The 14,736-nt window shown below is 30.9% G+C and carries 15 protein-coding genes; 8 read left to right on the forward strand and 7 right to left on the reverse strand.

Annotated features, from left to right (window positions below; all coding sequences use genetic code 11):
• From ACTTAQ_RS01660 to grxD, 7 genes are all read left to right on the forward strand, one after another.
• Window positions 1-578: lyase family protein (locus tag ACTTAQ_RS01660; protein WP_440694992.1), on the forward strand; the 578-nt coding region annotated here is incomplete at its 5' end.
• Window positions 578-1,360, forward strand: coding sequence for a phosphoribosylaminoimidazolesuccinocarboxamide synthase (gene purC, locus ACTTAQ_RS01665; protein ID WP_440694994.1), 783 nt, complete (start codon window positions 578-580; stop codon window positions 1,358-1,360). The genes ACTTAQ_RS01660 and purC, both read left to right, overlap by 1 nt.
• Before the next feature lies 1 nt (window position 1,361).
• The gene (gene purS, locus ACTTAQ_RS01670; RefSeq protein WP_440694996.1) at window positions 1,362-1,601 is read left to right on the forward strand and encodes a phosphoribosylformylglycinamidine synthase subunit PurS; all 240 of its coding nucleotides are present in this window, start codon (window positions 1,362-1,364) and stop codon (window positions 1,599-1,601) included.
• Entirely contained in the window at window positions 1,601-2,278 is a 678-nt protein-coding gene (purQ, locus tag ACTTAQ_RS01675; RefSeq protein WP_440694998.1) for a phosphoribosylformylglycinamidine synthase subunit PurQ, read from the forward strand. The genes purS and purQ overlap by 1 nt, the downstream gene beginning before the upstream one ends.
• Entirely contained in the window at window positions 2,278-4,467 is a 2,190-nt protein-coding gene (gene purL / locus ACTTAQ_RS01680) for a phosphoribosylformylglycinamidine synthase subunit PurL (protein ID WP_440695000.1), read from the forward strand. The genes purQ and purL overlap by 1 nt, the downstream gene beginning before the upstream one ends.
• Window positions 4,468-4,471: 4 nt before the next feature.
• Window positions 4,472-4,702, forward strand: a complete 231-nt coding sequence (locus ACTTAQ_RS01685) for a BolA/IbaG family iron-sulfur metabolism protein (protein ID WP_440695002.1) — start codon at window positions 4,472-4,474, stop codon at window positions 4,700-4,702.
• The gene (grxD, locus tag ACTTAQ_RS01690; RefSeq protein WP_440695004.1) at window positions 4,702-5,031 is read left to right on the forward strand and encodes a Grx4 family monothiol glutaredoxin; all 330 of its coding nucleotides are present in this window, start codon (window positions 4,702-4,704) and stop codon (window positions 5,029-5,031) included. Before ACTTAQ_RS01685 ends, grxD begins: the two co-directional genes overlap by 1 nt.
• Here the strand turns inward: grxD and rpsD are convergent, their stop codons facing one another.
• From rpsD to glmU, 7 genes are read right to left on the reverse strand one after another with little or no spacing between them, the layout of a single operon-like run.
• Window positions 5,032-5,649 (reverse strand): 30S ribosomal protein S4, encoded by a 618-nt coding sequence (gene rpsD / locus ACTTAQ_RS01695; RefSeq protein WP_440695006.1) that lies wholly within the window; start codon window positions 5,647-5,649, stop codon window positions 5,032-5,034.
• Between the two features lie 38 nt (window positions 5,650-5,687).
• Window positions 5,688-7,292, reverse strand: a complete 1,605-nt coding sequence (gene cimA / locus ACTTAQ_RS01700) for a citramalate synthase (RefSeq protein WP_440695008.1) — start codon at window positions 7,290-7,292, stop codon at window positions 5,688-5,690.
• Entirely contained in the window at window positions 7,289-8,635 is a 1,347-nt protein-coding gene (gene cysS / locus ACTTAQ_RS01705; protein WP_440695010.1) for a cysteine--tRNA ligase, read from the reverse strand. The genes cimA and cysS overlap by 4 nt, the downstream gene beginning before the upstream one ends.
• Window positions 8,636-8,655: 20 nt before the next feature.
• Window positions 8,656-9,390, reverse strand: coding sequence for an NAD(+) synthase (gene nadE / locus ACTTAQ_RS01710; protein ID WP_440695012.1), 735 nt, complete (start codon window positions 9,388-9,390; stop codon window positions 8,656-8,658).
• Window positions 9,391-9,430: 40 nt separating this feature from the next.
• A complete protein-coding gene (locus ACTTAQ_RS01715) occupies window positions 9,431-10,807 on the reverse strand; it encodes a class II 3-deoxy-7-phosphoheptulonate synthase (protein ID WP_440695014.1) in 1,377 nt (458 codons plus the stop codon).
• Window positions 10,808-10,852: 45 nt separating this feature from the next.
• On the reverse strand, window positions 10,853-12,673 hold the full coding sequence (gene glmS / locus ACTTAQ_RS01720) for a glutamine--fructose-6-phosphate transaminase (isomerizing) (protein WP_440695016.1): 1,821 nt from the start codon (window positions 12,671-12,673) through the stop codon (window positions 10,853-10,855).
• A gap of 9 nt (window positions 12,674-12,682) precedes the next feature.
• The gene (glmU, locus tag ACTTAQ_RS01725; RefSeq protein WP_440695018.1) at window positions 12,683-13,978 is read right to left on the reverse strand and encodes a bifunctional UDP-N-acetylglucosamine diphosphorylase/glucosamine-1-phosphate N-acetyltransferase GlmU; all 1,296 of its coding nucleotides are present in this window, start codon (window positions 13,976-13,978) and stop codon (window positions 12,683-12,685) included.
• 64 nt (window positions 13,979-14,042) lie between these two features.
• On the opposite strand from glmU, the gene ACTTAQ_RS01730 reads away from it, so the two are divergent.
• Complete coding sequence (locus ACTTAQ_RS01730; RefSeq protein ID WP_440695019.1) at window positions 14,043-14,729, forward strand: HAD-IA family hydrolase; 687 nt, start codon at window positions 14,043-14,045, stop codon at window positions 14,727-14,729.
• Window positions 14,730-14,736: the final 7 nt, after the last annotated feature.

The raw sequence follows: 14,736 nt of genomic DNA on the forward strand, positions 1-14,736 counted from the left end.
AGGTTAGACATTTACAAAGAACTGAGGTCTTGGAAGCGGAGGAATATTTTTCATCAGGACAAAAAGGTTCATCTGCAATGCCACACAAAAGAAATCCAGTGTTATCAGAAAACATAACTGGTTTAGCAAGATTGGTAAGGAGTTATTCAATTCCTGGAATGGAAAATATAGTTTTGTGGCACGAAAGAGATATTTCTCACTCGAGTGTTGAAAGAAATATAGGACCTGATGCTACTGTTACTCTAGACTTTTTACTCATTAGATTAAATAATGTAGTTGCAAATTTAGTTGTTCACCCAAAAACAATGGAGAGTAATTTAAATAAATTTAAAGGTTTAATTTTTTCTCAAGGAGTTATGTTAAAGCTAACTCAAAAAGGAGTAAAACGAGAAGATGCGTATAAAGTTGTTCAAAAAAATGCGATGAAAACCTGGGATAAAAATGAAGATTTTTATAATAATTTAAAAAAAGATAAACTAATTCAAAAAAACTTAACCGCAAAAGAACTCAAACAGTTATTTGATGTTAATTACCATAAAAGGTATATTAACCATATATTAGGAAGAGTTTTAAAATAATGAGAAGAAAAAAAATATACGAAGGTAAAGCAAAAATTTTATACGAAGGTCCTGAAAGAAATACTTTAGTTCAGTATTTTAAAGATGATGCTACAGCGTTTAATAACAAAAAAAAAGCAGTCATAGAAGGAAAAGGGGTTCTCAACAATAGAATTTCTGAATTTTTATTAAGTCAGTTAAACGATATCGGTATTGAAACACATTTAATCAAAAGATTAAATATGAGAGAACAATTAATTAAAAATTGTGAAATCCTACCAATAGAGTTTGTTGTGAGAAATATTGCAGCTGGATCTTTATCTACAAGATTGGGAATAGCTGAAGGAACAATGTTAAAAAGACCAATTATAGAATATTATTATAAAAATGACGATTTAGATGACCCGCTTGTTACTGAGGAGCATATTGAAGTAAATGGATGGGCATCTACTTTAGAAATAGCTCAAGCTTCAGAGACCGCATTCAGAATTAATGATTTTTTAATCGGTTTATTTAGAGGCGTGGGTATCAAACTTGTTGATTTTAAACTTGAGTTTGGACGAGTTTGGAATGCGGACGAAAGTCGAGTTATTCTTGCTGATGAGATAAGTCCTGATACTTGTAGATTATGGGATACAAAAGATGAAAAAAAATTAGACAAGGATCGTTTCAGAAAAGGCCTTGGAGGCTTAGTTGAAGCTTACACTGAAGTTGCAAAAAGATTGGGAATCATGCCAGAAGGCAGCAATATAATGGAAATAAAATCTGGAATTTCCAAAACTATTAAACTTAAAAAAAAATAAATTGAAGTTCGAAGTATTTGTAACACTTAAAAAAGAAGTATTAGATCCTCAAGGTAAAGCGGTTGAAAACGCACTTGGTGATATTGGGTTCAGTGCTGTCAAAAATATTCGCCAAGGAAAATATTTTACACTGGAAGTGAGTGAAACCGATGAAAATAAAGCATCAGACTTAGTTAAGTCTTCATGTGAAAAATTACTTGCAAATCAAACTATAGAAAACTTTAAATTTAATAAGATTTAATGAAGGCTAATGTCATAGTTTTTCCAGGATCAAACTGTGACAGAGATGTAAAAGTTGCATTAGAAAAATTTCAAATAAAACCTACAATGGTTTGGCATCAAGAAAATGAGATGCCAAAATCTGATGTGGTTGTCTTACCTGGCGGTTTTTCATATGGAGATTATTTGAGGTGTGGAAGTATGGCTTCAAAATCGAACATAATGAATGAAGTGATCAAGCATGCGAATAAAGGTGGTTATTTAATTGGAATTTGCAATGGTTTTCAAATTTTAACAGAAACTGGTTTGCTACCTGGAGCTTTATTAAGAAATAAAAAGCTAAAATTTATCTGCAAATATGTAAATCTTTTAATTGAAAATAACTCAACGCCATTCACGTCAAAATATAAAAAAAATGAAAAAATAAAAATTCCAATTGCTCATAATGAAGGAAATTATTTTGCTGATGAAAAAACATTAAATGAATTACAAAACAATGAGCAAATTGTACTTAAATATTGTGATGAAAATTTAAATATTAACGAAGAAAGCAATCCAAATGGTTCTTGTTTAAATATTGCAGGAATTATTAATAAAAACAAAAATGTAATTGGAATGATGCCCCACCCTGAACGATGTGTTGAAAATATTTTAGGTGGAACCGATGGTTCAGGTATTTTTCAATCATTATTAAATTAATGACAGAAGTAAATTTAGATTTAGCTGTTCAGCATGGTTTAACACCAGAAGAATATGAAAAAATAAAAGTTTTAATTGGAAGAAATCCTAATTCTACTGAACTTGGAATTTTTTCAGCAATGTGGAACGAACATTGTTCTTACAAATCTTCAAGAGTTTGGCTAGGTACATTACCAACCAAAAATGATAGGGTAATTCAAGGACCTGGTGAAAATGCCGGGGTCATCGATATTGATGATGATGATGTTGCTATATTTAAAATTGAAAGTCACAACCATCCATCATTTATTGAACCATATCAAGGTGCTGCTACTGGTGTTGGTGGAATTTTAAGAGATGTCTTTACTATGGGCGCAAGACCAATTGCTAATTTAAATGCAATTCGTTTTGGCTCACCTGATCACCCAAAAACTAAACATCTTTTAAATGGTGTGGTTGCAGGAATTGCAGGATATGGAAATTGTATCGGAGTTCCAACTGTTGGTGGAGAAGTAGAATTTGATAGCTGTTACGATGGCAATATCTTGGTTAATGCAATGAATATTGGTTTAGCAAAAAAAGATAAGGTTTTTTATTCGATTGCAAGTGGAGTAGGTAATCCAGTAATTTATGTTGGCTCAAAGACAGGAAGAGATGGAATTCATGGCGCTTCAATGGCATCACAAGAATTTGATTCAGACTCAGAGTCAAAAAAACCTACAGTTCAGGTTGGAGATCCTTTTGCTGAAAAATTATTGTTAGAAGCGTGTCTTGAATTAATGCAAACAGATACGATTGTGTCTATTCAAGATATGGGGGCCGCAGGTTTAACTTCTTCTTCGGTAGAAATGGCTTCAAAAGGAAATATTGGAATTGAATTAGATCTTAACAAAGTACCATGCCGCGAAACAGGTATGACTCCTTATGAGATGATGCTATCTGAAAGCCAAGAAAGAATGCTTATCGTTCTTAAAACTGGAAAAGAAAAAGAAGCTGAAAAGATTTTTAAAAAATGGGACTTGGATTTTTCTGTAATCGGAATTTTGACTGACTCAAAAAACCTTACTTTGAAATATGACAATAAAACTGTTTGCGACATTCCAATTTCTGCATTAGCAGATGAAGCTCCAAAATATGAAAGAGAATGGATTGAAATTAAAAAACCAGAACATAGCGATCTTGAAAAAAAATTAGATAATATCAATTTGGAACAAACAATTAAAAATTTATTATCCCATCCAAACCAAGCTGATAAGTCATGGGTATGGGAACAATATGATCATATGGTCATGTGTGATACTGCCCAATTTCCAGGTGGTGATGCTGCGGTTATTAGGGTTCATGGCAATAACAAAAAAGCGATTGCAGCTTCTGTCGATTGCACTCCAAGATATTGCAATTCCCATCCTTATACTGGAGGAATGCAAGCGGTATGTGAAACATATAGAAATTTATGTGCTGTCGGCGCTGAACCTATTGCGATTACCAACTGCTTAAATTTTGGCAATCCTGAAAAACCAGAAATCATGGGTCAATTTGTTGGCGTCATCAAAGGTATGACGGAAGCTTGTAAGAAATTAAACTATCCAGTGATATCTGGAAATGTTTCTCTTTATAATGAAACTAATGGCGTTGGTATTAACCCTACTCCAACGATTGGTGGTGTAGGTTTAATTAAAGATATTTCAAAAGTAAAAAATTCAAGATTTAAAAATAAAAATAATAATATTTATATTATTGGTAAAACAATGGGTCATCTAGAACAGAGTGTACTTTGTTATGACCTTTTGTATTTAAAAAAAGGTCCTCCACCATCTATTGATTTAAATGATGAATTTAAAAATGGTGAATCAATCAGATCACTAATAAATGAAAATTTAATTGAGTCATGTCACGATATATCATCAGGTGGTCTAATTTTATGTTTATTAGAAATGAGTATAGCTTCTCAAATTGGTTTTAAATTAAATACAAATAAAAAATCATTAGATAGAGTTAAATTTTTATTTGGTGAGGATCAGTCTAGATATATTGTTGAGGTTGAAGATCAAAATAAAAAAAGCTTTGAAAAAAAACTTACAGATTTAAATGTTTACTTTGAAAATATTGGTAAAACATCAGAAAAAATTAAAATAGATGATGACTTGAAATTTGATTTACAAGAATTATCTAAATTAAATAAAGAATGGTTTTATAAATATAATAATTAATCTCATGGCAATAAAACAAGAGGAAATTGAAAAATTATTAAAAGAAGGTTTTCCTGATGCAGATATTGAAATTCAAGATCTCGCAGGTGATAATAATCATTTTTCTGCAAAAATTAAATCATCACAATTTAAAGGTAAAAACCGTGTACAACAACACCAAATGGTTTATAAAGCTTTAAAAGGTAAAATGGGTGCTGAGCTTCATGCGCTAGCCTTAACAACAGAGGAAAAATAATGTCAGAAATTAATAAACAATTAGATGAAATAATTAAAAATAATAAAGTCGTATTATTTATGAAAGGTACCCCTGATATGCCTCAGTGTGGTTTTTCAATGGCTGTTGCAAATGTTTTAAAACACTTAGAAGTGCAATTTATCGGTATTAATGTTTTAGATGACGAAGAAATTAGAAATGGAATTAAAGAATATAGTAATTGGCCTACCATTCCTCAACTTTATGTGAATGAAGAATTTGTTGGAGGCTGCGATATTGTTAGAGAAATGTTTGAAAAAAAAGAACTTCAAAAACTTTTTGAAGACAAGGGCATTAATTTTAAAAAGTAATTATCTAGAATAATATTCAACTACCAAATTTGGTTCCATTATCGCTGGGTATGGAATTTCATCAAATTTTGGGACTCTTGCTAATTTAGCTGTCATTTTCTTATGATCAGCAACAATATATTCAGGAACGTCACGTTCTTTTAATTGTGTTGATGCTAATACATAAGTAAGTTGTTTTGAAGATTCTTTAATCTCTACTTCATCTTTGTCGTTTAACTTGAAACTTGAAATATTTACTCTTTTACCGTTAACTTTTACGTGTCCGTGATTAATTAACTGTCTAGCTTGAAAAACAGTTGTTGCAAATTTTGCTCTATAAATCACTGCATCCAATCTACTCTCTAAAAGACCTACTAGATTCTCTCCGGTATTTCCTCTTCTACGATCTGCTTCTCTGTATAAATTTCTAAACTGTCTTTCGTTTAAATTTCCATAATAATTTTTTAATTTTTGTTTTGCTTGTAACTGAACTTTGTAATCTGATGGTTTAGCTGAAGATCTTTGTCCGTGTTGACCTGGGCCGTAAGCTCTAGAATTAAATGGACTTTTTGGTCTGCCCCAAATGTTAGCCCCTAACCTTCTATCAACTTTATGCTTAGATTTTATTCTTTTTGTCATTTATAAAAACTGGAGTTATAGATATCAAAAACCTATTGTCAATTGCTACTTGAGGGAGCATTTTCCTTAAAAAGCTTATAATCTATGCTATCTAACAAAGCCTTGAATGAAGCCTCTATTATGTTTGGTGATACACCGATGGTAAACCAACTTTTGCCTTTGTCATCAGAACTTTCAATTGATACTCGAGTTGTTGCATTTGTGCCTGTGTTTAAGATTCTAACTTTATAATCAATCAATCTTAAATCTTTTAAATAATCAGAATACTTTCCAATTTTATCAAGATTAGATCTTATCGCTTGGTCTAAAGCATTTACAGGACCGTTACCCTCTCCCTCACAAAGAATTTCTTTTCCATCAACAATTAAATAAGCTTTGGCAATAGAGTTTATGTTTTTTTTATCGGTATCTTTTACAATTTTAACTTCATAATTTTTAATTTGTATGTAATTTGGAACTTCTCCTAATAACCTTCTTGTTAAAAGTTCAAAAGAAGCATCTGCTCCATCATAAGAATATCCTGTAAACTCTCTATCTTTAACCTCATCTAAAATAGTTTGAATTTTAGGGTCATCTTTATTTATTTGGATATCAAGCTTTTCTAATCTTGATAAAATATTTGATCGACCTGCTTGATCAGAAATTACAATTGATCTTTCGTTACCTACTTGCTCTGGCTCAATGTGCTCATATGTTTTAGGATCTTTCTGAACAGCAGAAACATGTAATCCTCCTTTATGGGCAAAAGCTGATGCACCAACATATGGAGCATGTTTGTTTGAAGTTTTGTTTAAAACTTCATCTAAAAGCCTAGAGCAATTTGTAAGTTTTTTTAGTTTTTTAGTATCAATGTTTGTTTCAAAATTTTTATTAAAAGAATTTTTTAAAATTAAAGTAGGTATTATTGAAACTAAATTAGCATTGCCACATCTCTCACCTAATCCATTTAATGTTCCTTGTATTTGTCTTGCTCCTGCCAATGCTGCAGATAATGAATTTGCAACTGCGTTACCAGTATCATTGTGGGCATGTATACCAATATGATCATTTGGAATTATTTTTGATACATCGGATACGATTTCGGCGACTTCGTTAGGTAGAGTTCCACCATTTGTATCGCAAAGAACAATCCATCTAGCTCCATTATCATAGGCAGCTTTTAAACAAGATAGAGCATAATCTTTATTATTTTTATAACCATCAAAAAAATGTTCAGCATCAAACATGAATTCTTTATTATTTTTAATAAAATATTTAGTTGTATCTTTAATATTTTCTAAATTTTCTTCTTTAGAAATACCAAGAGCAACATCAACATGATAATCCCAACTCTTTCCAACAATACATACATGATTAACATTTGCGTTTACAATTGACGATATACCAGGATCGTTTTCACAACTTCTACCAGACCTTTTGGTCATTCCAAAAGCAACAAGGTTACTTTTTAATTTTGGTGGTTCGTTAAAAAAACTAGTATCTGTAGGATTTGCACCAGGCCACCCACCTTCAACATAATCTATACCAATTTCAGACAATGCGTTAGCAATTTTAACTTTATCATCCATACCAAAATCAACGCCTTTAGTTTGAGCGCCATCTCTCAAAGTAGTATCAAATAAATAAATTTTTTCTTTGCTCATTTATATTCCCAGGTCGTAATACCATCTTTGTCTTTAATTAGAACACCTTTGCTTACTAACAAATCTCTAATTTCATCTGATGTTTTAAAATCCTTTTTAGATCTAGCTTTATCTCTTTCTGATATTAATTTTTCTATTTCTTCTGCAGTAATTTTTCCTATTTTTTTAAAATTTTTCCATTCATCGTGGCTTTGATTAAATAAACCTAAAATCTTGCATGAGGATGACAATTGTTTAGCTGAAAAACTATCTCCAGTTTTTGCTTTTTTATGTAACTCATGGATATTTGAAATCATTAAAGGTGTGTTTAAATCATCTAACAAAAATTTTAAATTTTCTTCGCTTATTTCTTCTTTTTCATCAGAATAAAATTCATACCATTTATCTAAGCTTTTTTGAGATACATCTAAAATATTTTCATTCCAATCAAATGGTTGAGTATAATGTGTGCTTAGCATAGCAAGTCTTACAACCTGTCCATTATAATTTTTTTTTAATTCATTAATGGTAATGAAATTACCAAGTGATTTTGACATTTTTTGTTTTTCAACAGTAACGTAACCATTGTGTAACCAGTAATTAGAAAATTTTTCATTTTTGTTAGCACAAACAGATTGGGCAATTTCATTTTCATGATGGGGAAAAATTAGATCTAAACCGCCACCATGAATATCAAAATGATTACCAAGATATTTTTCAGACATTGCGGAACATTCTAGATGCCAACCTGGGCGTCCTTTTCCAAATGGAGAGTCCCAACTAGGTTCATTTTCTTTGCTAGGTTTCCAAAGAACAAAGTCTCCTGGTTCTTTTTTGTTATCAGAAACCTCAACTCTAGAACCAGAAATTAATTCTTCAATTTTTTTATTGGATAAATTTCCATATTTTTTAAATTTTGTAACTTGAAAATATACATGCCCATTAGACTCATAGGCGAAATCATTTTGAATTAATTTTTTAATTAAATTAATCATTTCATTTAAATGCTCTGTAGCTTTAGGTTCTATTGTTGGATTAAGGCATCCTAGGTAATTACAGTCGTCATGAAAATCTTTAGTTACTTTGCTTGTAAGGTCTTGAATTGAAATTTTAGATTTGTTTGATGCTTCAATAATTTTATCATCAATATCTGTTATATTTCTTACATATGTAACTTTAGAATTTGGATAAATTTTAGATAACAATCTAAATAATAAATCAAAAACTATTAATGGTCTTGCATTTCCAACATGAGGATAATCATATACGGTTGGACCGCAAACATACATTCTGATATTTTTTTCATCTATTGGTATAAATTTTTCTTTAGATCGAGTTAAAGTATTTGAAATTTTAAGTGCCATTAAAATAATTAATAAACACCTTAATTAAATTTACAAACAGGTATTTCCTTCATTTTATGAAGGTTATTTTCTCTAATTTTTTTATATTTTTCAAAATTTTTAGAATCTGGATTAATCATAGCCTCTTCTAAATCTTGGTAAGACATACCTAATTGATCCTCGTCATTTCTACCATCAGTCCACAAACCATCTGTAGGAGGAGCATCGATAATCTTTTGGTCAATTTTTAAGAATTTGCCCATATCCCAAACCTGTGTTTTAGTACAATCAGCTATTGGAGAAATATCAACTCCTCCATCTCCATATTTCGTGTAAAAACCTACGCCAAAATCCTCTACTTTATTACCGGTTCCAACTACAATTCCATTATTTGAGCCTGCAACTTGATACAAAGTTGTCATTCTTAGTCTTGCCCTAGAATTTGCAAAGGCATGTTCATTATCATTTGATCCAAGGGCATTTTCAAAATTTGTAAAAACGTCATCAAGATTAATATTTAGATAACTTGTATTTTTGAATTTACCTTCCAACCAGTTACAATGTAATTTACTTAAATCATCTTGTGATTTGATTTGTCTAATTGGCATGGACAAGACAATTGTTTTAATACCAGTCATTGAAGAAATAGTGCTTACTACTGCAGAGTCTATTCCACCAGACACACCAACAACTAAGGTTGATGCTTTTTTTGGCATACTATTAACATAGTCAACAATCCAAGATTTAATTATGCTTATTCTTTTTTCAACGTCCATAATCTCAGGTTATCAAGGATATAAAAAACTACAATTGCAGTTATGACGCTTCTTGTATGCCATTTTTAGAAAAATTGGCATTTTTCTTAATTTCTTCTGAAATCAAAAAAGCAAGCTCTAATGCTTGGTTAGCATTCAATCTAGGGTCGCAATGAGTATGGTATCTATTCGATAAATCCTTATCAGTAATATTTTGAGCCCCACCTGTACATTCAGTTACATCTTGACCTGTCATCTCAATATGCAAGCCTCCTGCAAAAGTACCCTGGTCTTGGTGTACTTTGAAGAAATTCTTTACTTCGCTTAACACACTATCAAAAGGTCTAGTTTTAAAACCTGTTGAAGATTTGATTGTATTCCCGTGCATAGGATCACACGACCAAATTACATTTCGTCCAGCTTTTTTAACTTCTTTGATTAAATTTGGTAAAAATTTTGTAACTTGATCGTGACCAAATCTTGCAATCAAGGTTATTCTACCCGGTTCATTATCAGGATTCAAAACCTCAGTTAATTTTACAATTTCTTTTGGATTAGATGTAGGTCCACATTTTATACCTAAAGGATTTTTTATACCTTTGCAGTATTCAACATGTGCACCATCTAATTGTCTAGTTCTATCTCCAATCCATAGAAAGTGTGCTGACGTATTATGATATTCGCCAGTTGTGGAGTCTACTCTTGTCATTGCTTCTTCTACAGGTAACAATAATGCCTCGTGACTTGTGTAAAAGTTAACAGTCCTAAGTCTTCTATTGTTCTCTGAATTTATTCCGCAAGCTTCCATGAAAGCAAGAGCATCGCTAACTTTTTCAGCAATTTCTTTATATTTCTTCTGAGCTGTCTCATTAACAAATGACATATTCCATAAATGTACCTTATTCAGATCAGCAAAACCTCCTTGAGAAAAAGCACGTAGTAAATTTAATGTTGCAGCTGATTGCGAATAAGCCTTTAGCAATCTTTCTGGCTGCGGGTCTCTACCTTCTTTGGTAAACTCCATTGAATTTATGTTATCACCTAAATAACTTGGTAATTCCTTTCCATCTTTAACTTCAACTGGTGAACTTCTGGGTTTTGAAAATTGTCCAGCTACTCTACCAACTTTGATAACAGGTAGTTTTGAAGATACTGTTAATATAAGTGACATTTGTAATACCACTTTAAAAAAATCCCTGATGTTATTTGGATGAAATTCTAAAAAACTCTCTGCACAATCTCCACCTTGAAGCAAAAATGCTTTTCCTTGAGAAACTTCACCAAGTTTTTTCTTTAATGATCTAGACTCTCCAGCAAAAACTAACGGAGGAAAAGTAGATAACTCTTTTAAAACATTATCTATCTTTCCCTGATCAGCATAAATAGGTTGATGCTTGATTGGTTTAGATCTCCAGCTATTTAATTTCCAACTACTCATACAACCATGAGTATATAAACTCTAAGATGTAATTAACAAGATAAATTATTCTACGGTAACTGACTTTGCTAAATTTCTAGGTTTATCAATATCGTATCCTAAAGAATTTGCAGCATAGTAAGCAAGTAATTGCAACGGGATTGTTACAAGAAATGGAAAAAGATCCTCTGAAATTGTTTCAACTTGAATTTTTTTCCATAAATTTTCTGAACTTATTTCATCTGTACTTTTATTCGATATCAATAGAACTTTACCACCTCTAGATATTACTTCCTGCATATTAGATACCGTTTTTTTATAGAACTCATCACGTGGCGCAATCACAACAACTGGCATTCCATTTTCAATTAAGGCTAAAGGACCATGCTTCATTTCACCCGCTGGATAACCTTCAGCATGAACATAAGCAAGCTCTTTAAGCTTTAATGCTCCTTCAAGTGCTATCGGGAAAGAATATCCTCGTCCTAAAAACATCGAGCCTTTTGCTTTGGAAAAATCTTTAGAAGCTTCTTGAATTTCACTCTCGCATTTTAAAGTACCTTCAATTAATTGCGGAAGCTTCAAAAGATTATCGATTTTTTTACTATAATTGTTTTTAGAAATTTCATTTCTTGAAAAAGATAATTTTAGTGTTAATAAATATAATACTAGTAATTGTCCTAGAAATGCCTTTGTAGATGCGACACCAACTTCTGGTCCACAATGAATTGGCAAAACATAGTCTGAGGCTCTTGCAATTGAACTTTCAACAACATTTACAACAGAGCAAGTTTTCATCTTATTTTTTACACATAAATCTAAAGCTGCATAAGTATCTGCGGTTTCACCTGACTGAGATACAAAAATGTATAATTGTGAACTCTTAAATTTATTTTTTCTATATCTAAACTCAGAGGCAATATCAGTTTCAACCTCAATATCAGTTAATTGTTCAATCCAATATTTAGCCATTAAACAAGAATGATAAGCCGTACCACATCCGATTAGCTTAATACTCTCTATTTTTTTACTATCCCACGGGAAATTAATGATATTGATCTCCTTATTAATTTTATCGATATACTCTTTTAAACAAGATTTTATTGTATCTGGCTGTTCATGAATTTCTTTTGCCATAAAATGTTTGAAGTTCCCTTTGTCATAACTTTGTTCATCGTTTGAAACTTCCAATACCTCTTTATTAACTTTTTCACCTTCAGAATTAAAAAACTCAACTTGATTTTTATGAATAAAACAAAATTCACCATCATTGAGATAGCTGACTTTGTTTGTCATCGTTTTTAAAGCGTAGGAATCTGAACCTAAATAATTTTCATTTGGTCCATAGCCAACTGCTAATGGAGAACCTCTTCTTGCTCCAACAATAACATCTGGAAAATCTTTGAATATAATTCCAAGAGCAAAACTTCCATGTAATCTCTTTAGCATTTTTAATATTGAAGTTTTTAAATCATTTTTTTTTAGATATTCTGTAATTAAGTGAGTAATAACTTCAGTATCAGTTTGAGATTTAAATTCATGACCAGCTCTAATTAAATGTTTTTTTAATAAAGTTGAATTTTCAATAATACCATTGTGAACTACAGATACTTTTTCTGATGAATGAGGATGGGCATTAATTTGGCTTGGCTGTCCGTGCGTTGCCCATCTAACATGACCAATACCAATAGGTCCGTCATTTTTATTCTTAAAAATTATATTTTCTAAGCTCTCTACTCTCCCTTCGCACTTTGTTTCGTTAATGAAACCATCTTTAAGCGTTGCTACTCCAGCTGAATCATATCCTCTATACTCTAATTTTTTAAGAGAATTTAATATAATTCCAGTTACAGGCTTGCTGCTATTTATTCCTACAATTCCACACATTTTATTTTTTTATTTCTTTTTTCTTAAATTTCTTTGTTCAGCTCTTGTTAATGCCAAACTATTATCTTTTACATTTTTACTAATTGAAGATCCTGCGCCAACTAAAGAATTTTTACCAATTGTAACTGGAGCTATTAATGACGTATTTGAGCCGATAAATGCTGAGTCCTTAATAGTAGTTTTAAACTTATTTTTACCATCATAATTACAAGTAATTGTTCCTGCTCCAATATTAACTTGCTTTCCAACCGAAGCATCTCCAATATATGAAAGATGATTTACTTTTGATCCTTTGCCTATTTTAGATTTTTTTATTTCAACAAAATTTCCAACTTTTGAATTATCCTCTAAAATTGAGCCAGGTCTTAATCTAGCATAAGGACCAACCTCAACTTTATTTTTAATCTTTGCATCTTCTAAATGACTAAACGATTTTATAATTACATTATTGCCTATGGTTACTTTTTTTCCTATCACCACAAATGGCTCTATTTTTACATTCTTTCCAATTTTAGTATCTGATGACAAATAAACAGTACTAGGATCAACAAACTTAACACCTTGTTTAATAAATTTTTTTCTCAATCTATCTTGCATAATTTTTTCTGCTTCTAGTAATTCGATTTGGTCATTTACGCCAACAGCATTTTTCTCGTTCTGGGCTAAAACTAAGTTAATTTTAAGGCGATATTGCCTCGAAAGCTTAACTATATCAGTTAAATAGTATTCTTTTTTCCTATTTTTATTATCTATTTTTTTTACAAGATTTAATGATTGGTAATCAAAAGCCATTATTCCAGAATTGCATGTTGTTAATTTCTTTTGCCTTGTATTGGCTTCTTTAAATTCAACAATCTCACTAACTCCATTCTTATTATGAATAATAATTCCATATGACTTGTTATCTTTTTTTTTAAAACCCAATAAAACTAAATTACTTTTTTTAATCTCGTCATACATTAGTTGAATGTCTTTGCTTTCAACGAGTGGGTTATCACCATACAAAACTAACAATTTTTCACTTTTTTTAATTTTAACCTTATTTAAAAAAACCTGAACTGCGTGACCAGTCCCTTGCTGAGGATGTTGAATTAAAAAATTTTCTTTTGGAAATAATTTTTTAACAAATGTCATTTGTTTATTTATTAAAATAAAAACTTTTTTTGGCTTTAATAATTTAGACTGGTCCAAAACATGCTCTAACATTATTTTTTCATTGAGCTTGTGAAGAACTTTTGGCAATTTAGAATTCATTCTAGTTCCCTTGCCCGCAGCAAGAATAAGGATATTTAGGTTATTTGCCATAAGTGATTGTGTAATATACTAATATGAGTCAGTATTAATTCACAAATTGTTACTTAATTAATTGATGAAAAATTGTTTAGTTTTTGACCTTGATGGTACTTTAGTAGACACCGCTCCAGATCTTATGACGGCTCATAATTATGTCATGAAAAAATATGGTTATGAAGAAAAACCACTAGAAAGTATCAGGCATTTAGCAGGTCGTGGAGCTGCAGCAATGTTAATTAGATCAATCGATGCTCAAGGAAACTTGATTAAAAAAAATCCAATTGATCCTGAAACTCACAAGCAAATGACAGATGATTTTATATCTTTTTATAGAAAAAATATTTCCGGACATTCTACAATTAGAAAAAATGTAATCTCTCTATTGGATTGGTGTAAAGAAAAAGATATTATTTGTGCAGTCTGTACAAATAAAAGAGAAGATCTTGCAATTAAACTTTTAAAAGAAATTAATCTTTATAACTATTTTGATTATGTTGCAGGTGCAGATACATTTAATTATAGAAAACCAGATCCAAGACACCTTACTGATATTTTAGATATTTTGGATATTGATAAAAAAAATTCTATTATGCTAGGAGACTCTGAAACAGATGCAAATACTGCCAAAGCAGCAAAGGTACATTTTATTCTAATTAATGATGGGTATACTGAACAAAAACTAGAAGATATTCATCATGATCATTTAATTGAAGATTTTGAGGCGGTTAAGCGGATAGCGTCAAATTACCTTACTATTAAATAATTACTAT

The organism is Candidatus Pelagibacter sp. HIMB109 (assembly GCF_052048155.1).
Lineage (GTDB): Bacteria > Pseudomonadota > Alphaproteobacteria > Pelagibacterales > Pelagibacteraceae > HIMB114.

Excerpts from the sequence above, each read along its gene's own strand:
- purC (WP_440694994.1), top strand. The coding sequence starts at position 578 with ATGAGAAGAAAAAAAATATACGAAGGTAAAGCAAAAATTTTATACGAA.
- purQ (WP_440694998.1), top strand. The coding sequence starts at position 1,601 with ATGAAGGCTAATGTCATAGTTTTTCCAGGATCAAACTGTGACAGAGAT.
- purL (WP_440695000.1), top strand. The coding sequence starts at position 2,278 with ATGACAGAAGTAAATTTAGATTTAGCTGTTCAGCATGGTTTAACACCA.
- ACTTAQ_RS01685 (WP_440695002.1), top strand. The coding sequence starts at position 4,472 with ATGGCAATAAAACAAGAGGAAATTGAAAAATTATTAAAAGAAGGTTTT.
- grxD (WP_440695004.1), top strand. The coding sequence starts at position 4,702 with ATGTCAGAAATTAATAAACAATTAGATGAAATAATTAAAAATAATAAA.
- rpsD (WP_440695006.1), bottom strand. The coding sequence starts at position 5,649 with ATGACAAAAAGAATAAAATCTAAGCATAAAGTTGATAGAAGGTTAGGG.
- cimA (WP_440695008.1), bottom strand. The coding sequence starts at position 7,292 with ATGAGCAAAGAAAAAATTTATTTATTTGATACTACTTTGAGAGATGGC.
- cysS (WP_440695010.1), bottom strand. The coding sequence starts at position 8,635 with ATGGCACTTAAAATTTCAAATACTTTAACTCGATCTAAAGAAAAATTT.
- nadE (WP_440695012.1), bottom strand. The coding sequence starts at position 9,390 with ATGGACGTTGAAAAAAGAATAAGCATAATTAAATCTTGGATTGTTGAC.
- ACTTAQ_RS01715 (WP_440695014.1), bottom strand. The coding sequence starts at position 10,807 with ATGAGTAGTTGGAAATTAAATAGCTGGAGATCTAAACCAATCAAGCAT.
- glmS (WP_440695016.1), bottom strand. The coding sequence starts at position 12,673 with ATGTGTGGAATTGTAGGAATAAATAGCAGCAAGCCTGTAACTGGAATT.
- glmU (WP_440695018.1), bottom strand. The coding sequence starts at position 13,978 with ATGGCAAATAACCTAAATATCCTTATTCTTGCTGCGGGCAAGGGAACT.
- ACTTAQ_RS01730 (WP_440695019.1), top strand. The coding sequence starts at position 14,043 with ATGAAAAATTGTTTAGTTTTTGACCTTGATGGTACTTTAGTAGACACC.